The sequence below is a fragment of the Bradyrhizobium sp. HKCCYLRH2047 genome, from assembly GCF_051168175.1.
Classification (GTDB): domain Bacteria; phylum Pseudomonadota; class Alphaproteobacteria; order Rhizobiales; family Xanthobacteraceae; genus Bradyrhizobium.
Genome location: NZ_JBNPUM010000010.1, coordinates 28,459 through 53,207 on the forward strand (window position 1 = coordinate 28,459; position 24,749 = coordinate 53,207).

The window sequence follows — 24,749 nt, forward strand, 5'->3', positions numbered from 1 at the left end:
CGGATCACGACTTCCCAACACGGATCGACATCACCCGTCCGCCCTTGAGCTCGAAGGAGAACGCATGCGGCGGATAGGTCCAGAGCTCGACGCCCTTCAATTCGCTCGGCTCGAAATGGTTGGGCTGGCCGAACACCTTCACCAGATCGTCGGTGGGGGCGCCGAGACCGACGCTGCTGAGCTCGTAGCCCGGAGCCGTCGTGGTGCCGTCGCCGGTGACCTGCAGCGCGACGATCTTATCGGCGGCCACGGTGACCACGAAATAAGGATAGTGCTCGCGCTGGCCGACGAAGTAGATCCAGGCGACCTTGTCCTGCGCCTGCTTCAAGGTGCGGTGGGGCTGCCCGAGCGCAGCGGTCGCCGTGTCAGCACCGTCGCCGACCACCAGCGGGCCCAGCCGCATGCAGGCGCGCGCCATGACTGCGAGCAACAGCTCCTGTGACAGCTCGCGCGGCGGGGTCACGACGCAGCCGAAGCCGGCGCCGGCGCGCTTCCATTCGCCGCGCAAGTCCTTCAGATCGGCAGGAACGGCTGGCGCCGGTGGTGAGGGCGCCGGACGTGCCGGCGGCGGCGACGCCGGTCGCGGCGCCGATTGTGCATGCGCCGATGGCGAGAGCCACCCGGTCAGCATCGCCGCGGCGATCCCCACAAGCACCGCTTGAATGCGGCCCCCAGTCTTCACCATGTCGACGCCTACTTCCCACGCTTGCCCAGACCGCCAAAGGCGTCGGGATCGAACTTCCTCGGATCCACCGGCTCGTAGCGTGACCACTCCATGTCAGCAATCCCGTCGTATTGCTTAGTCCACCCGGAATCCACCGTCGCGTTGCCTTGCGCAACGGGCCGCAACTCGAAATGCATGATCTTGCCGGGGCCGGCCTCGGCGATCTTCTCGCCGCGCTTGAAGCGCGCGCCGACGGCCGGCATCTCGCCTTTGCCATCGACCAGACGACCGAGATGGGCATAACGGGTGAAGAGGACGGCGCCGTTCGGATAGCTGTGCTTGAGCACGACGTAGCGCCCGCAGCCGCCGACAAGCGGCAGGTCAGCGGGCGCCTGATCGGCCGCCTCCACCTTGACCACGACGCCATCCTCCATCACCCCGATCGGTGCCCCCTCCGTCCCGGCGTCGACATCGATACCGGGATGATCGCGCAGCGACCAGCAGCCGCACGAGGCCATTCCGGCTTCGGACGGCTGCTGCTGAGCCGGCGCGGCTGGCTGCACCGTCTGGAATTCGTTGACCAGCAGTCCGGGTCCCTCGGCGGAGGTGTAGATGTGGACGGCATAGAGCGTCAGCTTGCCGCCGACCTTCACCTCGCGCGGCAGGAAGCCATAGACGATGTCCTGCACGAAAACCTTGAGCTCCCGCCCCTTGGATGAACGCACCGTGATGCAATTCGAGACGCCGAGCTTCTCGACCTGGTCGAAGCCCGACATCGCCATCGACTTCTTCAAGAACCCCGTCTGACATGGACCCCCGGCACTCGCGAGGATGACCTCGAGCTTGAACGGCGCACCCGTCTTGATGTCGACACCCTTGGCCGGGCGCGGCAGCGCCAGAAGGTCGTCGAGACCGGCCTCCTTGTAGCGGGCGTAGTCGAACGCGGCTTCGGCGCGGTGACCGCTGAGGACCACCAATGCCAGCAGGGTGAACACACCCCGGCGCGCGGCACGCGTGACGCTCATCTCACCACCCCCACTCCCCGGTCGATCCCCCCGCGAGCCTACACGACAGGGCCGCACCCCGGCTACAACTGCTGCGTGATGAAGAATCCGCCGCGCAGGCCGGCCACAAAAAGTTCGTCCAAGGCAGATCATGGTGTCGGATCGCGGCCGGCGGCTGCGTCCTTGGATCAAGCCGGATCGCGACGAGCCGGCGCGATCACAACCCCGAGCGCCGCGTCGTGAACCAGCGCGCGGCCTGCACTGAAATGGAAGGAAGCCCTGCCATGGCAAAGCCCAAGAACACGATCTGTCTGTGGTTCGACAAGGACGCAGAGGCCGCCGCGCGCTTCTACGCCGAGCTGTTTCCGGACAGCAAAGTGACGGCAGTCCATCGCGCGCCGGGTGACTACCCTTCCGGCAAGGCTGGCGACGTGCTCACGGTGGAATTCACCGTCTGCGGCATCCCCTGTCTCGGCCTCAATGGCGGACCTGCGTTCACCCACAACGAATCCTTCTCGTTCCAGATCGCCACCGATGATCAGGCGGAAACGGACCGCTATTGGAGTGCCATCGTCGGCAATGGCGGCCAGGAAAGCCAGTGCGGCTGGTGCAAGGACAAATGGGGCATCTCCTGGCAGATCACGCCGCGCGCGCTCACCGATGCGATGACAGAAGGCGGCGCCGCCGCCAAGCGCGTCTTCGGCGCGATGATGACGATGAAGAAGATCGACGTTGCAGCAATCGAGGCGGCCCGGCGCGGGTGACGCCCGCGCGAAGCCGGAGCGCGTCGCGGCGTTCCGGCCCTACGGGCGCAGGCAGCGCAGATGGAGGAACAGCGGCACGCGCAGCCAGCGCCGGCTGCTGTCGCGGGTGATCGCCGCTTCGGGGATCGACGGCTCGCGCAGCGCCTCGATCAGGAAGCCCGCCTCCTCCAACGCCGCAAAATAGCGCTGCAGAGGACGATGCGCGCTGTGAAAGATGATGCTGAAGCCGTCGCGCTCCATCGGATCGCTGTAGTTGAAGGAGTCCAGGTAGCTCCCCTGGATCACGAACGGCGCGTCCGGCGCCAGGCTGGCGAAGCGGCCGGCCGAATTGAGCGGATGGACGATCGCCATGCACAGCCGGCCGCCGGGCCTCAGCACTCGCGCCGCCTCGCGCACTGCGGCCGGCATCGCATCGACGTCCTGCAGCGACATGAAGGCGATCGCGAGATCGGCGCAGGCATCGGCCAGCGGCAGCGATGCCGCATCGGCGCGCACGACGGAGATGGCGGGATCGGCGGCGCGCGCCGCCGCGATAAGCGAGGGCGAAGCGTCGATGCCGATCACCCTGTGCCCCGAGGCGTTGAGATGACGCGACAACCGGCCCTCGCCGCAGCCGATGTCGAGCGTCAGCGCACCCGGCCCCGGCAGCAGGCTGGTGAACTGCTCGCGATGATGGCGCCAGAAGCTGTCATGGCCCGGCGCCCTCGCCCAGGCGAGCCACTGGGCGGCCTGATCTTCCCATTGCTGGCGCAGATTCATGGCGGCTCTCGTAAGGGGTCAACTCAAGAGCCGCGCGTCTTAGACCTCTTTCCGGGGCCTGTCATGTGACGTTTTGGCAGCAGCCCGCTCAACCGCGCGCGGACGGGCTGCAGATCTCCTCGAGAAAATCGAGGAAGGCGCGGGCGCGCGAGGAGATCAGCTTGCGGCTCGGAAAGATCGCGGTGAGCTGCGCGGCGCGGGTGTCGAACACGACCCCCCTGCCGATCTCGACCAGCCGGCCCTCGCCGAGCAGCTCGACGCAATAGTGCTCCGGCAGAAAGGAAATGCCGGCGCCGTGGGCGACGGCGCGGCGCACCGCCAGCGGATTGTTGATGCGGGCGACATGCGCCCCGACGTCGAAGCGGACGAGATGACCATGCTGCTTGATCACCAGGGTGCGGTCGCCGTAGCGGCGCTCGCAGATCATGAGATGGCGCTCAAGCGCGCGGACGTCCTCGCCGATGTCGTGCGCGGCGAGATAAGCGGGGCTGGTCACCCAGATCAGGCGGCCGCCGATCAGCACCTTTTGCGCCAGCTCGGAATTCTCCTGCACGCCGACCACGACCGCGATGTCGAAGCGGTCGGCCAGCATGTCGATCGCGCGCGTCGTCGCCTCGACGTCGAGCTCGATCCGGGGATAGCGGCGGTGGAATTCGGCGAGTTGCGGCGCCAGGATCTCCTCGCAGAACGCCGGCGGCAGCGCCACCGAGAGCCGGCCGCTGGGGACGCCGGAGAGCCCGGTCATGACCGCGTCGGCCTCCGAGACCTGGTCCAGGATCTTCTGACATTGCTGGAAGAACAGCTCGCCCTCGCGGGTCACCCGGACGCGCCGCGAGTTGCGGTCGAACAGCCGGATGCCGAGATCCTGCTCGAGTCGGGCGACCGATTTGCTGACCGAGGATTTCGGCATGCCCAGCGACCGCGCGGCACCGGTCATGCCGCCGGTCGCCACCACCGCATGGAACACCGGAATGTCCTCGATCCGCCATTTCATCCTAGGGCTCTCGTTCATCGAGAGAAACGATCCGTGCACGTTAGCATGATTGTCTAGCATGGGAAACTTCGTAAGGTCGGCCCCGGCGCGGCCGCGGGTGACAGTCAGCCGCGGCCCATTTCGCGGAGGGACACATGGCCCGGATCATCGGCGGCATCGGCGCATCGCACTCGCCCACCATCGGCTTCGCACTCGACACCAACAAGCAGAGCGACCCGGCCTGGAAGCCGATCTTCGACGGCTTCGCGGCGGTGCGCGACTGGGTGAAGCGCAAGGACATCGACGTCCTGTTCATGATCTACAATGATCACATCACCTCGTTCTTCTTCGATCACTACTCGGCGTTCGCGCTCGGCATAGACGACCGCTATGTCGCGGCCGACGAGGGCGGCGGACCGCGCGACGTGCCGCCGGCGAAGGGGCATCTCGGCCTGTCACAGCACATTGCGATGGCGATGGTCGCCGACGAGTTCGACATGTCGTTCTTCCAGGGCAAGCCGGTCGATCACGGCCTGCTGTCGCCGCTGTCGATGATGGGCGATGCCAGCGGCCCGTGGCCGGGCCGCGTGGTGCCGCTTCAGGTCGGCGTGCTGCAGCTGCCGATCCCCAATGCGAAGCGGATGTGGAAGCTGGGCAAGACGCTGCGCAAGGCGATCGAGAGCTATCCGGAGGATCTGAAAGTCGCCATCTTCGCCACCGGCGGGCTGTCGCACCAGGTGCATGGCGAGCGTGCCGGCTTTCTCAACGAGGACTGGGACAACGAATTCCTCGATCTGCTGGAAAAGGACCCGGAGCGGCTCACGGCGATGCGGATCGCCGATTATGCGGTCAAGGGGGGCATGGAAGGCGCCGAGGTGATCATGTGGCTGATCATGCGTGGTGCGCTGTCGGACGAGGTGAGGCTCGTGCACAGGCAGACCTACGCGCCGTCGGTGACCAACATCGCGACCCTGGTGTTCGAGGATCTCGGCGGCGCGCCGGATCCGCGGGAGGTCGCGACCTATCGCGCGCATATCGGACACGAGCTCGCGGGCGCCGAGACGCTGGCTGGCACCTATCCGTTCACGCATCGCCGCAGCCAGGCCAATTTCCGCATCAACGACTTCCTGCACCGGCTCGTGATCCCCGCGCATCGCAAGAGATTTGTTGAGGAATTCGACGCGCTCGCGGACGAGTACGAGCTCACGGGCGAGGAGCGCGAGCTCATCAAGAACCGCCGCTGGATCGAGATGATCAGGCGGGGCGTCAGCTTCTTCGTGCTGGAGAAGATGGCCGCGGTGATCGGCGTCTCCAACCCGGAGGTCTACGCAGCCTTCCGCGGCGAGACCCTGGAGGCGTTCCTCAAGACCCGCAAGGTGCCGATGCGCTATTCCGTCGCCGGCGGCGCCAAGGCGGATGCGATCGACGCGCATTGACTGGCGCGCACGACCTGCGCCGCCCGGAACGGGCGACGCAGATCATGTCTCCGGCAGGTCGATGCCGCGCGCCTTGGCCCAGCGCTCCAGCACCTTGCGCTCACCGGCGTGAGCCACGCGGTTGGCGAAGCCACGCACCTGCACCGCGCGACGCTGCCGATCGAGCTCGATCGTCAGCAGCCGCTGCGCCGCGCCGCCATGGCGATGCCGCAGCGACCAGATCGAGGAATGGCCGGCGATGCACCTCGTCGCGTAGCTCGACACGCAGTGACGCATGGCCCTGGACTCAGCGACGAGGTCCTCCGCGGTCCGCAGCTGCGTGATCACATATTCGTCACGCTTGGCGAAGGCCTTGGCCGACGGACTCCACGACCAGTCCGCGAGTTGCGCGCCCGGCCAATGCGCCGCAAGCTCCGCCGCCTGCGCTGCCGAACGGTGACGCGCCATCTCGGCACGCCGGCGCGCCGCCTCGATGCGGGCGATCACCGCGAGATCGCGGTGCCATTCCCGCGCCAGCCGGCGCAGCGCCGCGAGCGAGCGGCCCTTGAGGCTGAACGTCCGCTCGCGCCGGCGACGGTCGGCGATGTAGTCGCAGAGATCGTCGATCTCCTCCACGGTGGTCGGCTGCGCGCAGAAGAACTGCGCCGCCTCGCGCCAGAACGCGTGCTCGCCGCGCGGCGTCCGCGCGATCCGGGACCGGGTGATCCGCGACACGATCGCCGGATCGCCGGTGTAGGATCGCGCGACCGCCTGCCAGATCGCCTCGTCGAAGCCGACCTGCCCGAACGGATGGAGGAAGGCGTGCACCTCCTTGCGCGACAGCAACGCCGACGCGCCCGCCTTGTACAGCGAGCCGCCACCGGCCGCCGCGATGTACCAGCGCTTGCGGCGGACGATCTCGTCCTGGCCCAACCCCGACGCCTCGATCCAGATCTGCTCCAGATGCGAAGGCACGGGATAGCGCGCGAACAGATGCCGTGCAGCCGCCAGCCGCAGGCGTGCGGCATCGCGCGTCTTGAGCTGCGGCTTCCAGTTCTCGGGATCCCGGATGAAGTCGGCTTCGAAGCCACGCCCCGCCTCGCGGATCGCGTTGTGCAGATCCGGCGGCGGCCGCGTCGGCCGTGCCGCGCGGCGCAGCGTCAGCTCATAGGCTTCAATCCGCGCGCGCTCGGCCTCCTGCCGTCGTGCAATCGATGACTTTGCCATTGTCGTTCAACATGATCGAGAAACTATCAGCCGGACGCACTGCGGGCGTCGGCACGGATCGTGTCGCGCACAGTGGATTCGACATGGCTGATGGCCTCTCGCGTTGAACACCGTCGGGGTTGAAACGGGCGACGCTGATACATCCAATCTGCAGCGAGCACAAGCGGAAAAGCCGTCTCGCTCCGCGGCGAACGCCGTTTGGCCTCACCCTTGCATCGGCTTCTCATGAGCCGGCTCGCAAGATGGAGTTGTCAGATGTCCGACAGCCTGCACACGGTCGTCGTGGCCAAGAAGGCCATCGAGGCGCACAACATGGCCTCGTTCGAGCTCGTTCCGGCGGACGATCAGCAACTACCGGGCTTCACCCCCGGCAGCCATATCGACGTCACATTGCCGAATGGACTGACGCGGCAATATTCACTGCTGAACAGCGCCTCAGAGCGCAACCGCTACTGCATCGGCGTGTGGAAGGACGGCAACAGCCGCGGCGGCTCCAAGGCGCTGCATCTCGACATCAACGAGGGCGACCGGCTGCAGGTCAGCCGCCCGCGCAACCGCTTCAAGATCCCCAAGGACACCAAGCGCGCCTTGCTCGTGGCGCGCGGCATCGGCGTGACGCCGATCCTGTCGATCGCCGACACGCTGAAGGCCAAGACCATCCCGTTCGAGCTGCACTACGTGTTCGCGCTGATGTCGCCGGACTCGTTCCGCGGCACCATCGAGGCGTCGCGTTTCGCCGAAGACACCAGATACTACAAGGAATCCAGCGAGGACAATCAGTTGCTGAAGGCCGCCGAGCTGCTGGCCGACCGACCCGACGACACGCAACTGTTCATCTGCGGCGTCGACTGGTGGATGGATCCGATCATCGCGCTCGCCAGGCAGAAGGGCTTTGCCGAGGAGCGCATCCATGTCGAGCGGTTCACCGCCAAGGCGGCGGCCGCGCTGCTCGACAAGGTGTTCGACGTCACCATCAAGAGCACCGGCGCGACCTTCAATATCCCCGGCGACAAGACCGTCACCGCCTTTCTCGAGGAGAACGGCGTCAAGATCGCGACCTCCTGCGAGCAAGGGATGTGCGGCACCTGCAAGACACGGGTGATCGACGGCGAGATCGATCATCGCGACAAGCGCCTCTCCGCGGCCCAGCGCGCCGAGGGCTATTTCCTGCCGTGCGTGTCGCGCGCCAAGGGCGACCGGCTGGTGCTCGATCTCTAGCAGGCATCCGCCGTGACCAGCGAGACCGATCTGTGGCAGACCGCGTGGATCATCGCCCAACAGCACGGGACCGAGGGGCCGGCGTTCGCGGCCCGCATGGCCGACAGCTTCAAGCTCGGCCACAAGCTCGCCGCGCATCGGGCGTGGCTGTCGATCGCGGCCAAGGTCACCGTGCTGATCGACGCCAGCGCATCGGCCGGCGCGCACCGGCATTGATGTCGAGAATCGGACAGCGCTGAAAGCGTTGTCTGGAATCGCACGCGATCAGCGCGCAGCGATGCCTTCACGCAGCATTCAATTTGGCGCGCCCGCTATTTCCCACCGTCATTCCGGGGGCGACGCACAGCGGCAAGCCCGGAATCCCGACCCTCTGGCCGTGGTTATGGATTCCGGGCCTGCGCCCAAATGGGCACATCCCGGAATGACGACGGGAAGGCCGTCGCAGCTATCCGGAACGGAATTTGCTCAGCTGCATCCGGTCGCGAGCGACCACCCAACATGCGCGGCAACTCACCTGTCGCGCCTTGTGAGGAGCCATGTCCTTGTCACCGTCCAGCGCGGCTGAGGTCCCTGCCGCCGCCGACATCGCGTTGGCCTATCACGCCCGCACCAAGCATAGTCTCAAGCGCTATGCCGCGGGGCCGGAGACGTTGGACTGGGATGCGCAGCCCAATCCGTTCCGCGAATTCGCCGGCAGCCCGCGCATCAATCTGCCGCTGACCTCCGATCGTCTCGCCGCGAGCTTCGCCGACGCCTGCAGCGGGACGGCGCCGATCCATCCGTTCACGATCGACGGCATCGCGCTCCTGCTGGAGCTGTCGTTCGGGCTGGCCGCATGGAAGGAGCTTGGCCCGGATCGCTGGGCGCTGCGCTGCAATCCCTCCAGCGGCAATCTGCATCCGACCGAGGCCTATGTCATCGCGGAGAACGTGCCGGGGCTCAGCGACGGTCTTCATCACTATGTCAGCCGCGATCACGCGCTCGATCAACGTTGCCGTCGCGGCACGACATCACCCGGCGAGCCGCGACTGTGGCTCGCGCTGTCCTCGATCCATTGGCGCGAGGCGTGGAAATATGGCGAGCGTGCGTTCCGCTACTGCCAGCTCGACCTCGGACATGCGATCGGCGCCGTCAGCTACGCCGCCGCTGCGCTGGGCTGGAGCGCGCACGTGATCGACGGCATCGACAGCGCGCAACTCGCAGCACTGATGGGACTCGATCGCGCGGATGATTTCGCCGGCGTCGAGACCGAGGACGCCGATGTGCTGCTCGCGATCGTGCCGCGCGATGCGCGCTCTCGGCCGCCGACCGCCCTGCCATCGCCGGCCAAGATCGACGACAGTTGGAAGGGCCAGGCGAACCGGCTCGATCGCCATCCGCTCTATCGCTGGCCCGTCATTCCCGAGGTGAGCACGGCCACGGCCGGTGCGGCGCAGGATGCGGTCTCCGTTCCGTCGCAGTGCCCGCCGCTGCCGCGGCGGTCAGGCGCGCGCGCGGCCGAGCTCATTCTCAGCCGGCGCAGCGCGCAGCGCTTCGACGCCAGATTCACGATGGACCTCGCAGCGTTCCTTCACCTTCTCGACGCGCTGCTGCCGCGCGCCGCGCCGCCATGGACCGCCTGGCCATTCGCGCCACGGCTGCATCCGCTGCTGTTCGTCCACCGCGTCGACGGCCTCACGCCCGGGCTCTATGCGCTACCGCGCAACGGCGAGGCGGAGAGCAGCCTGCGGCGCGCGCTGCGTCCCGACTTCGACTGGCAGCACGTCGAGCGCGCAGCCGACCATCTGCCGTTGTTCCGGCTGCTGCCGACCGACAGCCGCGGCGTGATCCGCACCGCGAGCTGTCACCAGGCGATCGCGGGCGATAGCTGCTTTGCGATGGCGATGCTCGCCGAGTTCACGCCTGCCGTGAGCGACCATCCGTGGCGCTATCGGCAACTGCATTGGGAGGCCGGCCTGATCGGCCACGTACTCTACCTTGAAGCCGAAGCGGCGGGCCTGCGCGGCACCGGCATCGGCTGCTTCTTCGACGACTCCGTGCACGAGATGCTCGGCGTCGTCGCAGCCGATTTCCAGACGCTCTACCACTTCACCGTCGGCCGTGCCCTGACCGATGACCGCATCACGACACTGGCCGCCTATCCGGGCCGCACACGCAACGAAGCGGGAGACCTGCGATGAGACCGCGCATTCCGTTCCAGCGCATCGACGTCGACCACGCGGCCGAGCTGCTGCAGCGCGACGACGTGCTGCGCTTCGACGTCCGCGACCCCGCCTCGTTCGACACTGCGCATTTGCCCGGCGCGCGGCATCTCACCCAGCGCAATCTCTCCGAAATCATCGCCGGCACGACCAAGCGCACGCCGATCCTGATCTACTGCTATCACGGCAATGCCAGCCAGGAGTATGCGCAGACCTTCTCCGATTTCGGCTTCGCGGAGGTCTATAGCCTCGACGGCGGCTATGAGGCGTGGCGCCAGCGTTATCCCGCGCGGAGCGGCGCGGCGAACGTCGGTCCGGCCCTGGCGGCGTGGCTCGCCGCCGAGGGCTTTCCCGCCGACGACGTCGACGCCATCATCGCCAATCGCACCACGCCGCTGATGAAGGCGGCACATCTCGGCAACGTCGCCGTCATCCGCGAGCTGCTCGCTGCCGGCGCCGACGTCACCGCCAGGAACGCCGACGGCAACAACGCAGTGTGGCTCGCCTGCGTCGGCCGGCATCTCGCCGCCATCGACGCGCTGGTCGAGGCCGGCATCGATCTCGACAACAGCAACGACAATGGTGCCACCGCGCTGATGTATGCGTCGTCCTCCGGCAAGGCCGAAATGGTCGCGCATCTGCTGGCCAAGGGCGCGGACATCAGCACCGAGACGCTGGACGGCTTTTCCGCGCTCGACATGGCCGCCTCGCTCGAATGCCTCACCTTGCTGCGCCGCGCCGCCAAAGCGGCGGCGTCGAAGGCGGCCGCGCCCGAGGCCCGGCCATGAGCGTCATCGAGCACGATTTCGGCATGCAGCAGCGCCAGGTCGAACGCCGGTTTCGCACGCTGCTCAGCCTCGATGCGCTGCACGAGGCCAATGTCCGCGCCAATCCCATTCCCTATCTGGAGCGCGCCAGCGAGCGCATCTATCAGCTCGAGAAGGCCCTGTTCGATGCGCTGCAGGCGGCGACGACCGCAGCCGACTCCGGCGATGAGACGATAAGCATCGGCAAGGCCGAGCATCAGCGCCTGCTGCAATGCCGGGCGATCGTGGAGCGCGCCTATGCGCAACTGGTCGCCGATCAACCCGAAACCTGAATCAACGACGAGATGGAGTTCGAGATGTCGAGTGACGGCTTCTTCGTGGACTGGGACGGCAATCTGCGCAGCGCCGCCGATCCCGGCGGCGGCTATCTGTGCGACATCGACACGGTCGCGCGCTACGTCGCGGTGACGACGAAGAACGGCACGCTGGTGCACGAGGCGACGTTCTTCAAGACCAAGGCCGATGTCGAGAAAGCCGGCATCAAGGCGCCGCTGGTGCCCGGAAGTCATCCGTGGGGCGCGAAGGCGGATGGGTTCTGAGCCCCCATCACCGTGACGACGTCGTTGCGAGCGCAGCGAAGCAATCCACGACCACGCGCGCGGCCCTGGATTGCTTCGTCACCCCCGCTCCACGCAATGACGGGCGGATGGAAGAATGCCTCACTCGGGATGGATCATGATCTCCATGGTCTCGTCGAGATCATCGAACGGATCGGGAAAGCTCGTATCCTCCACCAGCGCGACGCCGCACAGGCAGACCTCGCCGTCGATGACCGCGAGCGCGATCGGCTCCAGGCTCTGGCCCTCGCAATCACCGCTGGTACACAATCCGGTGTCGATCTCGAAGATCGCGCCATGGCGGCCACAGCGCAGCATCGTGCGCTCCGCGTTGAAGAATTGGCCGCTGCCGATGTTCAGCCATTTGCCTTCGTGCGGGCAGCTGTTGACATAGCCGACGAAGCCGCCGGACACGGTATGGATGATCACGATCGGAAACGGCCGCGCCTCGCCATTGTCGCCGATCCGCGACAGGCTGAACGCCCTGGCTTCACCCGGCGCGATGCTCGTCGTCGGACAGATGACGAAGACTTCCGGCTCACGTTCCGTCATGCGCGACGCTCCCTCAACGAGGCGACGGAGCTGCGGGACCGTGAAGAGTCTCCTGTCGCAAACCTGACGGCAGCGGCCCGAACTGGCGGGCCTCGGCGCGTCACTCTCGATCTGTCCCGATCCTTGCATGAAGCATGCCGCCTGCGCGCGCGATGTCGGCTTGGAGACAATGATGGCCACGATGAAGTTGTATATGACGCCGGGATCGTGCTCGACCGGCATCCACATCATCCTCGAAGAGCTCGAGGAGGTGTTCGAGGCCCATATCGTCAATCTCCCGGCCGGAGACAATTTCAAACCCGATTATGTGGCCATCAACCCGAAATCGACGATTCCGGCGCTGGTGCGCAGCGACGGCAGTGTGCTGACGGAAGTGCCGGCGATCGCCTATTGGCTCGGCCGCTCGCGGCCACGCGCCGGATTATGGCCTTCGGATATCGAGACCGAAACGCGGCTGCTCGAAGCCATGAGCTACATTGCCGGTACCGTGCATGGCCACGGCTTCGCGCGCATTTTTGCGACGCCGACCTTCAGCCGCAACGAGGCCGACCAGGAGTCCGTGCGCGCGCTCGGCCGCAACATCGTCGTGAAAGGCTTCGCAGTGCTCGACAAGATGCTCGGCACGCGGCCCTATCTCGGCGGCGAATTCTCCGTGGCGGATCCGATCCTGTTCTACGTCGCGTTCTGGGCCGACAAGACCGGCATTGCGCTGCCGGCCAACCTGCTCGCGCACTACCGGCGGATGCTGGCGCGGCCGGTCGTGCAGCGGGTGCTGCGCGAGGAAGGCTACAATCCGGCGACGCTGGGGAAGACGACGACGCCGTGACTACTCCGCGGCTTCCGGCAGCAGCGCGTGGTCTCCGAGATCGATGCCGCGGAAGATGGCGCAGCGGCGGAAGACCTCGATGGTCGGACGGACGCCCTTGTGGTGGCAGTATTTGGCGACCAGCTTGGCCAGCCCCTTGATGTCGCGGCCCGAGGCACCCGGGAACGTCTCCACCAGCGGCTCCACCAGGCCGGCATCGATCTTCAAGCCGAACTGCTCGCACATCACCCGCCAGATCCGGCCGCGCGCTGCGGCGTCCGGCGCCTGGAACTTGATCAACGCAATGCAGCGCGACACGATGGCTTCGTCGATGTCGTCGATGCGGTTCGTCGTGAGGAACAACAGCCCATTGAAATATTCCAGCACGCGCAGGAACACGCCGACGACGGCATTCATCGTCATGTCGTCCTCGCGCCGCTTGATGTAGACGTCGGCCTCGTCGATCAGCATGACCGCGCCCCAGCGCTGCGCCCGGGTCAGCGCATCCTTCAGCGCGCCCTCCATTGCCGCGACGTTCAGCCCGAGCTGGCCGGAATGCACGCGATAGAGCGGCCGGCCGATGATCTCGGCGTAGACCTCCGCCGTCAGCGTCTTGCCGACCCCGGGCGGGCCTGCGCACAGCACCGTAGTGCCGCCCGACTTGCCGGCGACGATGTCGTCCATCAGCAGGTCCATCTCGGCCGTGAGAATGTCGATCAGGTCGGTCTGCTCCTCCGGCAGCACCAGCTTCTGCTTGAGCTCGGGCTGATAGGCGTAAGGCACCATGTCGTCGGCGTGCACCCAGAGATAATGGTGCAGGTCGAGATGGAACATCAGCATGTAGGGATGGACGGGGATCTTGCAGAAGAGGCCCTTCGGGATCGCCGCCCTGGAGTCCGCGACCTCCTGCTCGGCATCATAGAGATTGCTCTTGGCGGCCTTGCGCAGGTACTGCCCGAGAATGTCGCCGGTGACCTCGAGCGTCAGCGCCCGCTCGGTGAGAACGCCCTCGTCGTTGACGAGGCGCGCGCTGCCGCCGCCCGACGACAGCACGATCACGTCCTTGCGCGACCAGTCCATGTCGCGATGCGAGGAGTTCGGATCATCGGCGAAGAAGCCGATGCCGCGGCCGGAGAACTGCGCGCCATAGCGGCCGCGCCAGGCGAAGTACCGCTCGGCCGTCTCATCGTAGGCGGATATCAGCTCGGGCGTCTCCTTGAGGAAGCCCTTGGCGGCGAAGATCTCGGCGACCGTCCTGCCGACGATGTCGCCGGCGGAGATGCGCAAGGTGGACGTGGTGATCGCGCCCTTGGCATTGGCCTTGAGCTCGATGAAGACACGGCCGGCCTCGTCGTTCGACGGCGCCGTGTAGTCGAGCCGCGTCACGACATAGGGCAACGGACGGCTGGCGACGTTGGCGGTGAACATCCAGCCGCGGATGGCGCCCGAGATCAGGTAGCGCGCAATCGCCGGCAGCACCGATTCCAGCTCGTGCTCGGCGAAGCGGGCGCCGGAATCGGCAAAGGCGCGCTGCAGGGTCGCGATCTGCGCCGCACGGGCGTGCCATTCGGGACCGGCCTTCTGGTAGCTGTCGCGCAGGAAGTCGAGCTCGGCGGTCGCGAGCTGCGCCACGTCGACCTCGACCCTGTCGCCGAAGCGCAACTGCTCCTTCAGCGAGGCGAGGTGCGGAAAGGCCGCCGCCATCGCCTCGATGGTCGGACGTTCGATCTGCAGCTTCATGGTTCGCATCTCGATGCCGCCCCACTCACGACGGCACTCTCGTTGGCGGGCGCATCGCCGCGTCCGCCTTCGCCAGCAGCAGACGGTTCGCGGCGAGCGAGAATTCCTGCCAGGCGGCGGCGATGTCGCGCAGGATCGTCTGCACATAATCCTTCGACGGCTTGTGCTCGAACGGAAAGTTCGACAGCGCGCAGGAGGTGCGGTTGAAGGCTATGGCATCGTCGAGCAGCGACTGCATGACATCGCGAAACGGCTTCTGGATCTCCGGCATCAGGACGGAGCGTCCGCGCTCGACGGCAACGTCGCGCATGTCGAAGGTCAGTGCGTCCAGCACCTGCAGCGCCGCAGCGAACACCTGCTCGGTGGCTCCGAGAAGAGCGAGCTGGGTCAGTTGCTCGCGCTGCTGCGCGGCGAGGCCGCGATTGAGCCGCTGCCGATAGTCGTCGAACGCGGCGTCACGCTGCGCGGCGACCCAGGCGCCGAACCAGGCGAGGCTCGCGGCGTTGCCCGACAGCCCGTCGCCGGTCGCGGCGACCGCGCGCGGCGCGGCGGTCTCGCCGATGCCCCGGGCGATCGCGCGCTCGATGCGCCTGGCGGCGTTCAGCGCGCCTTCGAGATAGCCGGCCGCGTGGCTTGCGGTTTCAGCGCCGCCAAGATACAGCCGCCCGTCCCACAGCGCCCGCCGCAGCATCGGATTGGCGATCTCGCTGTGCTCGCCGCGTGGCGTGGTGCGATCCAGTGCGCTGCAGGTGAAGCGCTCGGCCGCCCAGTCCTGGTAGTGCTGCTCGCCGCCTTCCAGCGCGGAGCCGAACAACTGCACCATCTGGCTGTCCATCAGCAACGGCAGCCCGACGCTGAAGGCCGCGCGCAGATCGGGCGAGAATGCGAGGAAGCCGCCGAGCGCAGCGCGGTCGCCGCCCGCATCGCAGGCATCGAAGATCTCGCCGATCACGGCCTGCTCGTGGCTGACGAACGCATTGCCGGACCGGCCCTGGTCGCGCCAATGCGCCTGGTCGTAGGCGATCACGACCTTGGCCTGCGCCGCCATCCAGGTCTCGGCGCCACGCATCGCCTCGAAGGTCGCGTCGTCCAGCTCGGGAAAGAAGCCGACGTGATCGATCAGCAGCCGCGGCGGCAGCGCGAGCACGGCGCGCCTGGCCTCGATCGCGACCGATTCCGTTGCTGTGGCGAAGATCAGCCGCACATGCGTGCCGCAGTCGACGATGCGCATCAGCTCATGGCCGAGATGGATAAAGGGCTGCGGCAGATCGCGTGCCAGCGCCTCGATCAATTTCGCCATGCCGCCGGAGAGCCGGCGCGCGCCCTGGTGGACCGGCGGCCCGCCGATCTGCTCGGCCGGCTTGTCCGCCTCTCTCAGATGAAGATGCGTGCCATCATCGTGCTGGGCAAAGTCAGACAGGCCGAGCTCCGCGACCAGGCCGGCGAGCAGCGGCTGGGTGTCCGGCCAGAACCAGGTCGGGCCGAGGTCCAGCGCAAGCCCGCCCTTGCTCCTGGCCGACAGCACCCGCCCGCCCAGGCGATGTCGGGCTTCGAACAAAGCGAACGTGCTGCCGCGCTGCTGCAGGCTGCGCGCGAGTGCCATTCCGCACAATCCACCTCCGACAATGGCCGTTTCGAGCATGGCAGGACCTCGGCTGATGCGTTGCGATCGCGTCTCGACCGGGTCCTGCAAAAAGCTTGCAAGTTTTTGCAGGCGCGCGCGTGTGCGTTTCCAAACATTGCTTGATTTTCGCAACGGCTTGGCTCACCTCATCACAATGAGCGACGAGCGCGAGATCCTGGCCGCCAATGCGGCCTTCTATGCTGCCTTCACGGACGGTGATTTCGCGGCGCTCGTCGCCCTCTGGGCCGATCGCGACGGTATCTCCTGCATTCATCCCGGCTGGCCGGCGATCGTCGGCCGCGCCGCCGTGATCGGCAGCTGGCGCGATATCCTCGCCAACCCGGGCCGGCCGAACATCGTCTGTGCGGATCCGCACGCGATCGTCAGCGGCGATCATGGTCACGTGCTCTGCATCGAGCTGGTGGATGGCGCGGCGCTCGCCGCGGCCAATCACTTTGCGCGCATCGACGGCGCCTGGCGGATGATCCACCACCAATCCAGCCCGATCGCGCAGCTCGCGACACCGGAAGACGACGCCGACGGCCATCGCCTCCACTGATCGTCGCATCTGGCACGAAACTTGATGTGTCCTCCCTGACCGGCAGCAATGTCGGAGATTGTTGATTTTCGTCGCGTCGGATTCGGACCGGATGTCCGTCTCCACGCAAGGCGATCTGCGAAGGCTGCGACCAGCAGTGTGCAGATGCCGACGGGAGACACGGGATGGCACGCGTTCTGACCGCCTATCTGAAGCGCAGCGATGTGCCGACGCGCACAGCGTTGCAGCACGCCATCGACCTCACGTTCGGCCAGGCGCGGGGAGCACTGGGATGAACATCACGGCTCCGCTACAGCCGACCGCGATCCACGCCGTTCCCGCCGAGCTCTGCGACTGCGGCTTCCGCTTGCTGATGATCAGGCAGTTCAACGTCGGTGCCGTGCCGCCGGCGTTCGCCATCATCGATCAGCGCGTCATGCGGATGCCGCAACGGCTCGGACGCCACGGCGTGTCGTTTGCCGCGACGTTCCTGCCCGAGGTGATGGCGTGGCTGATCGATCACCTCGGCCGTCCCTCGCTGCATGATAAGACCGGCCGCTCCTATCGCAATCCGCGCTGGCCGGTGGTGTGCTGGCATGACCAGGAACGCTACTGGCCGAGCGGCGCAGTCACGGTCGAGTGGTTCGCCGAGGTCGCGTTCCAGGATCACGCCTCTTGGATGGCGTTCCGTACCCATTGGCATGACGACCTGATGGGACGGAATGGCGACGTTCACGCCTCCGGTGGAGAAGCAGAGCTGTGCGACGAACGCGCAGCGGGAAAGGAATTTGCCGGCGAGGCGTTACAGCGAGCATGATTTGTCAAAGTCGGGGCGACGGCTTCAACGGCCCTTGTCCAGGCAGTCCTGCCGCGTGATAGTCGAGTGGCCACAGCAGTTGCGGAGGATCTCGTGCGCTACGTCTCGTGGTTTGAAGGCTGGCTCGGCACCTTCCGTTCCGAGCGCATGTCGGAGCAGAGAACGACCGGACGAAACGCCGCCGTTCTTCCGCGGCGGTCCGCCGGGCTCTCGAGCGAGGACCTGTTCTACATCGCCATGCTGGGACCGCACGTCTGACCGGCGCTGCTGCCGAGCGCAATCAGGGGCGGCGGGCTGGACAAACGGCCGCCATGCCGCCACACAGGTGCGACATCCCATGCGCCCCGGCCCGGGCTGCGCACCGTGATTGCCGCTCCATGCCGCAGGTTTGCTCCACGGACGCATGAACGGTTCCGGAAGCCGCGGCGGAGCTCACCTGCGGACTCCCGAATGACATCGCCGACGCCTTCTCGCCTGTTCCCGAATGCATCTGATCAGCCGCGCCTGATGGCTCCGACCGAGTTGCGGCGGCGCTGGCGCGCCGGCGAGGAGGTGGCGCTGCTCGACGTCCGCGAGGAAGGCCCCTATTCGCTGTCGCACCCGTTCTTCGCGGTGTCGCTGCCGCTGTCGCAGATCGAGCTGCGCATCCTCGATCTCGTGCCGCGGCTAAACGTGCCTGTCGTCGTCTATGACGATGACGAAGGCTATGCCGCGCGCGCGGTGCCGCGCATCCGGGCGCTGGGCTACACCGACGTGTCGGTCCTCGATGGCGGACTGTCCGGCTATGCGCGCCATGGCGAGGTGTTCCGCGACGTCAACGTGCCGAGCAAGGCGTTCGGCGAACTGGTCGAGGCGATCAGGCACACGCCGTCGCTGTCGGCCGACGAAGCCAAGGCCCTGATCGAGCGCGAGTCGAACCTGGTCGTGCTCGATGCCCGCCGCTTCGAGGAATACCGCACCATGAGCATTCCGCGCGGGGTCAGCGTCCCCGGCGGCGAGCTGGCGTTCCGGGCGCGCGAGATCGCGCCCTCACCCGACACCACGATCATCGTCAACTGCGCCGGACGCACGCGCTCGATCATCGGCACGCAGTCGCTGATCAATGCCGGGCTGCCGAACAGGATCTATGCGCTGCGCAACGGCACGATCGGCTGGACGCTGGCCGGCCATCAGGTCGAACGCGGCAGGACCGCGCGCATGCTGGAGCGGCCAGCGGCGAGCTACGCGACCGCGCTGGCTGATGCCAAGGCCTGGGCCGAGCGCGTCGGCGTCGGCGTGCTGGATGCCGCGACTTTCGCGCGCCATCAGGCCGAGGCCGGAACGCGCACGCTGTATTGCCTCGACGTTCGCACGCCCGAGGAATATGCCACCTCGCATCCGGCTGGCTTCGCGTCGGCGCCGGGCGGCCAGCTGGTGCAAGCGACCGACGAATGGGTCGGCGTGCGTGGCGCCCGCCTGGTGCTGTTCGACGACGACGGCGTGCGCGCGCGCATGACGGCGTCGTGGCTGAAGCAGATGGGCTGGGACGTGTCGGTCGTGGGACCGGATGTCGTTGCAGCGACCGAAACCGAAATCCGCGCCGCGCGCCGGCCGCCGCTGCCGCAACTTGGCGAAGCGACCATCAGCGCCGAGCAACTCGCGGCCGATGCCGCGGCGTGGACCGTCGTCGATCTCACACGCAGTCCGAGCTACAAGGCCGGACACATTCCGGGCGCGCATTTCGTGCTGGCGTCGCGCTTTGCCGATGATCTCGCCAAGCTGCCCGGCAGTAGCGCAGTCGTGCTGACCAGCGATGACGGCGCCGAGGCGGCTTTCGCGCTGGCCGATGCACGGGCTGCGACGCCGCGCGAGGTCCGCGTGCTTTCAGGTGGCACGCGCGCATGGACGGCCGCGGGTCACGCATTGGAGACGGAGCGGCAGTCCCGGATCTCGCTTGCCGACGACGTCTACAAGCGGCCCTATGAGGGCACCGACAACGCGGCCGAAGCGATGCAGGCCTATATCGACTGGGAGCTGCAGCTCGTCGCCCAGCTCGCCAACGATAGCGTGTCGAATTTCCACGTGGTGTAGGTCGATCGAACCGTATGGTGGGCACGCGCCGCCTTGCGGCGGCGCTTTGCCCACCCTACCGCGCAGCGTCGCCGGACGCTGCGCGCCGAACTCAGCGGCGCTGGTTGTAGACGTCGATGCAGACGGCGCCGAGCAGCACCAGGCCCTTGATGACCTGCTGATAGTCGATGCCGATGCCGAGGATGGACATGCCGTTGTTCATCACGCCCATGATCATGGCGCCGATGACAGCGCCGCCGACCCGCCCCACGCCGCCATAGGCCGAGGCGCCACCGATGAAGCACGCCGCGATGACGTCGAGCTCAAAGCCGAGACCGGCCTTCGGCGTCGCCGTGTTGAGACGCGCGGCAAAGATCAGGCCGGCCAGTGCCGCCAGCACACCCATGTTGACGAAGGTCATGAACACCAGCCGCTCGGTCTTGATGCCGGACAGCTTGGCGGCCTTGGCGTTGCCGCCGACCGCATAGATCTGCCGGCCGACCACGGTGCGGCGGGTCATGAAGCCGTAGAGCGCGATCAGCGCGGTCATGATGACCAGCACGTTGGGCAGGCCGCGATGCGAGGCGATCAGGTAGGTGAAATACATCAGGGCGCCGGCCAGCACGACGTTCTTGGCAGCGAAGAATCCGAACGGCTCGACCTCGATGCCGTGCTCCACCTCGCGCGCGCGGCCCTTGACGCTGGCATAGACCAGGATGAGCGTCAGCACCGCCCCGATCGCGAGCGAGGTGGGATAAAGGTGCGCCGCGCTCGGCATGAACTCAGGGATGAAGCCGGACGACAGCTTCTGGAACGTGCCAGGGAACGGCCCGACCGACTGCCCCTGCAGCAGCGCCAGCGCCAGCCCCTTGAACACCAGCATGCCCGCCAGGGTCACGATGAAGGAGGGAATGCCGAAATAGGCCACCCAATAGCCCTGCGCGGCGCCGATCGCGGCGCCGACGATCAGGCAGGCAATGATCGCGAGCGGGAAGTCGACGTGATAGCGCACCATCAGCACGGCGGCGACCGCGCCGACGAAGCCCGCGACCGAGCCGACCGACAGGTCGATGTGCCCGGTGACGATCACCAGCAGCATGCCCAGCGCCATGATGACGATGTAGCTGTTCTGCAGCACCAGGTTGGTGAGGTTGAGCGGCTGCAGCAGGGTGCCGTCCGTCATGAACTGGAAGAACAGCATGATCACGAACAGCGACAGCAGCATGCCGTAGCTGCGCAGATTGTTCTTCAGGAAGCCGCTGTGCGACTTCTCCTCCGGGAGCGAAACCGTCTTGTCGGTCATTGCTGGCGTCCTCCCGGCCGCTTACGCGGCCGTCTCCTGGTTCTTGATGGTTTCGTTGCGCATGATGGCGCGCATGATCTTTTCCTGCGTCGCCTCCGGCCCGGCGAACTCGCCGACGAAGGCGCCGTCATTCATCACGCAGATGCGGTCGCAGATCCCGAGCAGCTCCGGCATCTCCGAGGAGATCACCACCACACCTCGGCCGGCATCAGCGAGCTCCTGGATGATACAGTAAATCTCGTACTTTGCGCCAACGTCGATGCCGCGCGTCGGCTCGTCCAGGATCAAGACCTTGGGATCTGTCATCAGCCATTTCGACAGCACGACCTTCTGCTGGTTGCCGCCGGAGAGCTGGCCGGCCTCCTGGTAGACGTCCGAGCAGCGGATCCGCATCCGGCCGCGGTAACCGGACGCCGCCTTGAGCTCGGCGATGTCGTCGATCACGCCCTTCGGCGCGACCTGGGAGAGAGACGCCAGGGTGATGTTCTTGCGGACGTCGTCGGCCAGGATCAGGCCGAGCTGCTTGCGGTCTTCGGTGACATAGGCGAGGCCGGCATCGATCGCCGCCGGGACGCTGGTGAGATGGACGTCGTGGCCTTCGAGCCGGGCGCGGCCGGTGATGTTGATGCCCCAGGAGCGGCCGAACAGGCTCATGGCGAATTCGGTGCGCCCCGCCCCCATCAGGCCGGCGATGCCGACGATCTCGCCGCGGCGGACCTGGAAGTCGACGTTCTTGATCACCTGCCGATCGGTATGCTGCGGGTGGTAGACCGACCAGTTCTCGACCGTGAACACGGGCTCGCCGATCTTGGGTTGCCGCTCCGGGAAGCGGTGCGCCATGTCGCGATTGACCATGCTCTTGATGATGCGGTCCTCCAGGACCGGCTCGGCGCGGCAGTCGATGCTGTCGACGCTGCGCCCGTCGCGCAGCACCGTGATGCGGTCGGCGACGCGGGCGACCTCGTTGAGCTTGTGCGTGATCAGGATCGAGGAGATGCCCTGCTCGCGGAAGGCGACGAGGCGGTCGAGCAGCGCCTGGCTGTCGGCCTCGTTCAGGCTCGCCGTCGGCTCGTCCAGGATCAGCAGCTTGACGCGCTTGGACAGCGCCTTGGCGATCTCCACGAGCTGCTGCTTGCCGACACCGAGATCAGTGATCAGTGTATCCGGCGATTCCTTCAGGCCGACCTGGGCCAGCAATTGCTGGGTGCGCCGGTAGACCTCGTCGCGGTCGATGACGCCGAAGCGCTGCGGCGCATGCGACAGGAAGATGTTCTCGGCGATCGACATCAGCGGGATCAGCGCGAGCTCCTGGTGGATGATGATGATGCCGAGCGCCTCGGAATCGTTGATGTCGCGGAAGCGCCGCTCCTCGCCCTCGAAGATGATCTGGCCCTCGTAACGGCCATACGGATAGACGCCGCTCAGCACCTTCATCAGGGTCGACTTGCCGGCGCCGTTCTCGCCGACCAAAGCGTGGATCTCGCCCGCCTCGACCGTGAAGCTGACGTCGCGGAGCGCCTGCACGCCCACGAAGCTCTTGCTGACGCCGCGCATTTCGAGGATTGCCGTCATCGCTCTGTATCCCGCAACTTGAGCCGTCTTGGAGGTGGCCGGCGAGCGCATGACCGCGCTCGCCGGCCACCGGTGATCACTCGACCTGCGACTTCTTGTAGTAGCCGCCCTCGATCAGGACCTTCTCCCAATTGCTCTTGTCGACCACGACCGGCTTGAGCAGATAAGCGGGAACGACCTTGACGCCGTTGTTGTAGGTCTTGGTGTCGTTGACCTGCACCTGCTTGCCGTTGAGCACGGCATCGACCATATCGGCGGTCACCTTGGCGAGGTCGCGGGTGTCCTTGAAGATCGTCGAGTACTGGTCGCCGCGCAGGATCGCCTTGACCGACGGCACCTCGGCGTCCTGGCCTGAGATGATCGGCATCGGCTGGTTGCCGCTGCCATAGCCGACGCCCTTCAGCGACGAGATGATGCCGATCGAGAGGCCGTCATAGGGCGACAGCACCGCGTCGACACGCTTGTTGCCGTAATAGGCACTGAGCAGGTTGTCCATGCGGGCCTGGGCGGTGGCGCCGTCCCAGCGCAGGGTCGCGACCTTGTCCATGCCCATCTGGCCGGACGCAACCTTGAGCTTGCCCGAATCGATGTACGGCTGCAGCACCGACATCGAGCCGTTGTAGAAGAAGTAGGCGTTGTTGTCGTCCGGCGAGCCGCCGAACAGCTCGATGTTGAACGGGCCCTTGCCGTCCTTCAGGCCGAGCTTGTCGACGATCGACTGCGCCTGCAGCACGCCGACCTGGAAATTGTCGAAGGTCGCGTAGTAGTCGACATTCGGCGTGTCGCGGATCAGGCGGTCATAGGCGATGACGGTGACGCCCTTCTCCTTGGCCTGCTTCAGCGCGTCGGACAGCGTGGTGCCGTCGATCGCGGCGATGACCAGCACCTTGGCGCCCTTGGTGACCATGTTCTCGACCTGCGAGAGCTGGTTCGGGATGTCGTCCTCGGCATATTGCAGGTCGGTGTTGTAGCCGCGCTCCTTCAGCACCTTCACGATGTTGTTGCCGTCGTCGATCCAGCGCGCCGAGGACTTGGTCGGCATCGCGATGCCGACGGTTGCCTTGCCCTGCGCCATTGCGGCGCTGGACAGCGCCACGGCGCCGAGGCCGGCCAGCGCGGCGGCCATGATGGTCTTGAAATTCAGCATGCTTCACTCCCTCTAAGATTTTCAGATTTGAACTAGGAATACGCGATTGCGTATCTTGATACCAGATAGCTGTTAGGCTGAACGACGCTCGACTCGATTGTTCCTCCTCTCAGATCGAAAGCTTCACGTCAGGCTCGGCGCGACCGCGGGCGCCGACCTCAAGCAGGAAAGTCTGGCCGTGGCCGGGGTCGGCCGCCTTGGCCGCCGCGTCCATGTCCTGCCAGGCCGACGTGACCAGCAGGCGCGCCAGACCGGGACCGACGAAGGCCGGGCAGCTCGCCTGGCTGGCCGGAACCGCGATGCAGCGCAGATGCTCGCCCTGCGGGCTGTAGACATCGACACAACCGCCGCCCCAGCGCGCATTCCAGATCCTCCCCTCGGCATCGACGACGGCGCCGTCGAGCCCGCCGACGCCGGCATGGCGCAGCAGCACCTCCGGTTCGCCGCGCGGGAGGCCGGTCTCCCGATCGAGCGCAACGCGGTAGAGCACGTTCTCGTCGGTGTCGGCGAAATAACCGATCGCGCCATCCGGCGAGAAGCAGATCGCGTTGGGAATGGTGACGTTGGGGAACAGGCGGATGATCTCGCCGCGATGCAGCGCATAGATCGAGCCCAGGCCGCACTCGGCGTTGCGGCCCATGGTGCCGATCCAGAACGTCCCGGAGGGATGAACCCGCGAGTCGTTCGACCGCGTCGCCGGATCGTCGGCTTCGAGCGGCAGGAACAGCGACAGCGCGCCATCGGCGATGGTGCGGATATAGAGCCCGTCCTCGGCGACGATCAGTTGCCTCGAGGCATCGATGCGACCGAGCGCGCTCGCCATCCTGCCGAGCTCGTGGCGTCGGACGTCGCCGCTGCCGATGTTGGCCTCGAACAGCAGGCCCTCACGAATGTCGAACCACCAGGCGGTGTCCGTCGCCGGATCATAGGTCGGCCCCTCGCCGAGATGGCAATGCTCGGCGCAGAGCACGCTGGTCGGCACCTGCTCCATGA

At 66.6% G+C, this 24,749-nt stretch carries 25 protein-coding genes; 13 read left to right on the forward strand and 12 right to left on the reverse strand.

The features are described 5' to 3' along the window. Window positions 1-4 precede the first annotated feature (4 nt). On the reverse strand, window positions 5-685 hold the full coding sequence (locus ACQR1D_RS23315; protein ID WP_315804493.1) for a hypothetical protein: 681 nt from the start codon (window positions 683-685) through the stop codon (window positions 5-7). An 8-nt stretch (window positions 686-693) separates the two neighbouring features. Further along, the gene (locus ACQR1D_RS23320; RefSeq protein ID WP_315804492.1) at window positions 694-1,689 is read right to left on the reverse strand and encodes a M23 family metallopeptidase; all 996 of its coding nucleotides are present in this window, start codon (window positions 1,687-1,689) and stop codon (window positions 694-696) included. 263 nt (window positions 1,690-1,952) lie between these two features. Between ACQR1D_RS23320 and ACQR1D_RS23325 the strand changes: the two genes are divergently transcribed. After that, window positions 1,953-2,432 (forward strand): VOC family protein, encoded by a 480-nt coding sequence (locus ACQR1D_RS23325; protein ID WP_434839132.1) that lies wholly within the window; start codon window positions 1,953-1,955, stop codon window positions 2,430-2,432. A 39-nt stretch (window positions 2,433-2,471) separates the two neighbouring features. Here the strand turns inward: ACQR1D_RS23325 and ACQR1D_RS23330 are convergent, their stop codons facing one another. Further along, window positions 2,472-3,191: a class I SAM-dependent methyltransferase gene (locus ACQR1D_RS23330; protein WP_315804490.1), complete on the reverse strand. Its 720-nt coding sequence runs from the start codon at window positions 3,189-3,191 to the stop codon at window positions 2,472-2,474. Window positions 3,192-3,279: 88 nt separating this feature from the next. Beyond that, window positions 3,280-4,185, reverse strand: a complete 906-nt coding sequence (locus tag ACQR1D_RS23335) for a LysR family transcriptional regulator (RefSeq protein ID WP_315804489.1) — start codon at window positions 4,183-4,185, stop codon at window positions 3,280-3,282. Between the two features lie 134 nt (window positions 4,186-4,319). On the opposite strand from ACQR1D_RS23335, the gene ACQR1D_RS23340 reads away from it, so the two are divergent. Then, a complete protein-coding gene (locus ACQR1D_RS23340; RefSeq protein WP_434839133.1) occupies window positions 4,320-5,600 on the forward strand; it encodes a gallate dioxygenase in 1,281 nt (426 codons plus the stop codon). Between the two features lie 42 nt (window positions 5,601-5,642). Here ACQR1D_RS23340 and ACQR1D_RS23345 read toward each other — a convergent pair whose 3' ends face one another. After that, window positions 5,643-6,806, reverse strand: coding sequence for a PcfJ domain-containing protein (locus ACQR1D_RS23345; protein WP_434839134.1), 1,164 nt, complete (start codon window positions 6,804-6,806; stop codon window positions 5,643-5,645). 255 nt (window positions 6,807-7,061) lie between these two features. Here ACQR1D_RS23345 and ACQR1D_RS23350 point away from each other — a divergent pair, with 255 nt between their 5' ends. The 6 genes from ACQR1D_RS23350 (at window position 7,062) to ACQR1D_RS23375 (ending at window position 11,591) form a co-directional block, all read left to right on the forward strand. Beyond that, window positions 7,062-8,024, forward strand: coding sequence for a PDR/VanB family oxidoreductase (locus ACQR1D_RS23350; RefSeq protein ID WP_434839135.1), 963 nt, complete (start codon window positions 7,062-7,064; stop codon window positions 8,022-8,024). 12 nt (window positions 8,025-8,036) lie between these two features. Continuing rightward, the gene (locus ACQR1D_RS23355) at window positions 8,037-8,240 is read left to right on the forward strand and encodes a hypothetical protein (RefSeq protein WP_315804485.1); all 204 of its coding nucleotides are present in this window, start codon (window positions 8,037-8,039) and stop codon (window positions 8,238-8,240) included. 320 nt (window positions 8,241-8,560) lie between these two features. Beyond that, entirely contained in the window at window positions 8,561-10,204 is a 1,644-nt protein-coding gene (locus tag ACQR1D_RS23360; RefSeq protein WP_434839136.1) for a nitroreductase family protein, read from the forward strand. Window positions 10,205-10,269: 65 nt separating this feature from the next. Further along, on the forward strand, window positions 10,270-11,013 hold the full coding sequence (locus ACQR1D_RS23365) for an ankyrin repeat domain-containing protein (protein ID WP_434839261.1): 744 nt from the start codon (window positions 10,270-10,272) through the stop codon (window positions 11,011-11,013). Further along, complete coding sequence (locus tag ACQR1D_RS23370) at window positions 11,010-11,324, forward strand: hypothetical protein (protein WP_316177992.1); 315 nt, start codon at window positions 11,010-11,012, stop codon at window positions 11,322-11,324. The genes ACQR1D_RS23365 and ACQR1D_RS23370 overlap by 4 nt, the downstream gene beginning before the upstream one ends. A gap of 24 nt (window positions 11,325-11,348) precedes the next feature. Continuing rightward, window positions 11,349-11,591: a hypothetical protein gene (locus tag ACQR1D_RS23375; protein ID WP_315804482.1), complete on the forward strand. Its 243-nt coding sequence runs from the start codon at window positions 11,349-11,351 to the stop codon at window positions 11,589-11,591. Window positions 11,592-11,711: 120 nt separating this feature from the next. On the opposite strand, the gene ACQR1D_RS23380 is transcribed toward ACQR1D_RS23375, so the two are convergent. Continuing rightward, on the reverse strand, window positions 11,712-12,161 hold the full coding sequence (locus ACQR1D_RS23380) for a Rieske (2Fe-2S) protein (protein ID WP_315804481.1): 450 nt from the start codon (window positions 12,159-12,161) through the stop codon (window positions 11,712-11,714). A gap of 181 nt (window positions 12,162-12,342) precedes the next feature. Between ACQR1D_RS23380 and ACQR1D_RS23385 the strand changes: the two genes are divergently transcribed. Continuing rightward, window positions 12,343-12,987, forward strand: coding sequence for a glutathione S-transferase family protein (locus ACQR1D_RS23385; protein ID WP_316218643.1), 645 nt, complete (start codon window positions 12,343-12,345; stop codon window positions 12,985-12,987). Here ACQR1D_RS23385 and ACQR1D_RS23390 read toward each other — a convergent pair whose 3' ends face one another. Beyond that, entirely contained in the window at window positions 12,988-14,706 is a 1,719-nt protein-coding gene (locus ACQR1D_RS23390; RefSeq protein WP_316218644.1) for an ATP-binding protein, read from the reverse strand. It lies immediately after the preceding gene. 25 nt (window positions 14,707-14,731) lie between these two features. Then, a complete protein-coding gene (locus ACQR1D_RS23395; RefSeq protein ID WP_316177985.1) occupies window positions 14,732-16,348 on the reverse strand; it encodes a flavin monoamine oxidase family protein in 1,617 nt (538 codons plus the stop codon). A 136-nt stretch (window positions 16,349-16,484) separates the two neighbouring features. Here ACQR1D_RS23395 and ACQR1D_RS23400 point away from each other — a divergent pair, with 136 nt between their 5' ends. From ACQR1D_RS23400 to ACQR1D_RS23415, 4 genes are all read left to right on the forward strand, one after another. Next, the gene (locus ACQR1D_RS23400; RefSeq protein ID WP_315804532.1) at window positions 16,485-16,889 is read left to right on the forward strand and encodes a nuclear transport factor 2 family protein; all 405 of its coding nucleotides are present in this window, start codon (window positions 16,485-16,487) and stop codon (window positions 16,887-16,889) included. A gap of 277 nt (window positions 16,890-17,166) precedes the next feature. Beyond that, window positions 17,167-17,685, forward strand: a complete 519-nt coding sequence (locus tag ACQR1D_RS23405) for a hypothetical protein (protein ID WP_434894097.1) — start codon at window positions 17,167-17,169, stop codon at window positions 17,683-17,685. 66 nt (window positions 17,686-17,751) lie between these two features. Next, entirely contained in the window at window positions 17,752-17,943 is a 192-nt protein-coding gene (locus ACQR1D_RS23410) for a hypothetical protein (protein ID WP_316177984.1), read from the forward strand. A gap of 192 nt (window positions 17,944-18,135) precedes the next feature. Then, window positions 18,136-19,755: a rhodanese-like domain-containing protein gene (locus tag ACQR1D_RS23415; RefSeq protein WP_434839138.1), complete on the forward strand. Its 1,620-nt coding sequence runs from the start codon at window positions 18,136-18,138 to the stop codon at window positions 19,753-19,755. Window positions 19,756-19,846: 91 nt separating this feature from the next. Here ACQR1D_RS23415 and mmsB read toward each other — a convergent pair whose 3' ends face one another. The 4 genes from mmsB to ACQR1D_RS23435 form a co-directional block, all read right to left on the reverse strand. Then, entirely contained in the window at window positions 19,847-21,037 is a 1,191-nt protein-coding gene (gene mmsB, locus ACQR1D_RS23420; protein WP_315755454.1) for a multiple monosaccharide ABC transporter permease, read from the reverse strand. Window positions 21,038-21,058: 21 nt separating this feature from the next. Continuing rightward, window positions 21,059-22,609: a multiple monosaccharide ABC transporter ATP-binding protein gene (gene mmsA / locus ACQR1D_RS23425; RefSeq protein WP_316218647.1), complete on the reverse strand. Its 1,551-nt coding sequence runs from the start codon at window positions 22,607-22,609 to the stop codon at window positions 21,059-21,061. Window positions 22,610-22,685: 76 nt separating this feature from the next. Further along, window positions 22,686-23,756 carry a multiple monosaccharide ABC transporter substrate-binding protein gene (gene chvE, locus ACQR1D_RS23430; protein ID WP_316177978.1) on the reverse strand — a complete coding sequence of 357 codons (1,071 nt, stop codon included), beginning with the start codon at window positions 23,754-23,756 and terminating at the stop codon, window positions 22,686-22,688. Window positions 23,757-23,865: 109 nt separating this feature from the next. Beyond that, the gene (locus ACQR1D_RS23435) at window positions 23,866-24,747 is read right to left on the reverse strand and encodes an SMP-30/gluconolactonase/LRE family protein (RefSeq protein ID WP_434839262.1); all 882 of its coding nucleotides are present in this window, start codon (window positions 24,745-24,747) and stop codon (window positions 23,866-23,868) included. Window positions 24,748-24,749: the final 2 nt, after the last annotated feature.

Excerpts from the sequence above, each read along its gene's own strand:
- ACQR1D_RS23370 (WP_316177992.1), top strand. The coding sequence starts at position 11,010 with ATGAGCGTCATCGAGCACGATTTCGGCATGCAGCAGCGCCAGGTCGAA.
- mmsA (WP_316218647.1), bottom strand. The coding sequence starts at position 22,609 with ATGACGGCAATCCTCGAAATGCGCGGCGTCAGCAAGAGCTTCGTGGGC.
- ACQR1D_RS23385 (WP_316218643.1), top strand. The coding sequence starts at position 12,343 with ATGAAGTTGTATATGACGCCGGGATCGTGCTCGACCGGCATCCACATC.
- ACQR1D_RS23325 (WP_434839132.1), top strand. The coding sequence starts at position 1,953 with ATGGCAAAGCCCAAGAACACGATCTGTCTGTGGTTCGACAAGGACGCA.
- ACQR1D_RS23345 (WP_434839134.1), bottom strand. The coding sequence starts at position 6,806 with ATGGCAAAGTCATCGATTGCACGACGGCAGGAGGCCGAGCGCGCGCGG.
- ACQR1D_RS23315 (WP_315804493.1), bottom strand. The coding sequence starts at position 685 with ATGGTGAAGACTGGGGGCCGCATTCAAGCGGTGCTTGTGGGGATCGCC.
- ACQR1D_RS23375 (WP_315804482.1), top strand. The coding sequence starts at position 11,349 with ATGTCGAGTGACGGCTTCTTCGTGGACTGGGACGGCAATCTGCGCAGC.
- ACQR1D_RS23360 (WP_434839136.1), top strand. The coding sequence starts at position 8,561 with ATGTCCTTGTCACCGTCCAGCGCGGCTGAGGTCCCTGCCGCCGCCGAC.
- ACQR1D_RS23340 (WP_434839133.1), top strand. The coding sequence starts at position 4,320 with ATGGCCCGGATCATCGGCGGCATCGGCGCATCGCACTCGCCCACCATC.
- ACQR1D_RS23350 (WP_434839135.1), top strand. The coding sequence starts at position 7,062 with ATGTCCGACAGCCTGCACACGGTCGTCGTGGCCAAGAAGGCCATCGAG.
- ACQR1D_RS23335 (WP_315804489.1), bottom strand. The coding sequence starts at position 4,185 with ATGAAATGGCGGATCGAGGACATTCCGGTGTTCCATGCGGTGGTGGCG.
- ACQR1D_RS23380 (WP_315804481.1), bottom strand. The coding sequence starts at position 12,161 with ATGACGGAACGTGAGCCGGAAGTCTTCGTCATCTGTCCGACGACGAGC.
- ACQR1D_RS23400 (WP_315804532.1), top strand. The coding sequence starts at position 16,485 with ATGAGCGACGAGCGCGAGATCCTGGCCGCCAATGCGGCCTTCTATGCT.
- ACQR1D_RS23415 (WP_434839138.1), top strand. The coding sequence starts at position 18,136 with ATGACATCGCCGACGCCTTCTCGCCTGTTCCCGAATGCATCTGATCAG.
- ACQR1D_RS23435 (WP_434839262.1), bottom strand. The coding sequence starts at position 24,747 with ATGGAGCAGGTGCCGACCAGCGTGCTCTGCGCCGAGCATTGCCATCTC.
- ACQR1D_RS23390 (WP_316218644.1), bottom strand. The coding sequence starts at position 14,706 with ATGAAGCTGCAGATCGAACGTCCGACCATCGAGGCGATGGCGGCGGCC.
- mmsB (WP_315755454.1), bottom strand. The coding sequence starts at position 21,037 with ATGACCGACAAGACGGTTTCGCTCCCGGAGGAGAAGTCGCACAGCGGC.
- ACQR1D_RS23395 (WP_316177985.1), bottom strand. The coding sequence starts at position 16,348 with ATGCTCGAAACGGCCATTGTCGGAGGTGGATTGTGCGGAATGGCACTC.
- ACQR1D_RS23330 (WP_315804490.1), bottom strand. The coding sequence starts at position 3,191 with ATGAATCTGCGCCAGCAATGGGAAGATCAGGCCGCCCAGTGGCTCGCC.
- chvE (WP_316177978.1), bottom strand. The coding sequence starts at position 23,756 with ATGCTGAATTTCAAGACCATCATGGCCGCCGCGCTGGCCGGCCTCGGC.
- ACQR1D_RS23320 (WP_315804492.1), bottom strand. The coding sequence starts at position 1,689 with ATGAGCGTCACGCGTGCCGCGCGCCGGGGTGTGTTCACCCTGCTGGCA.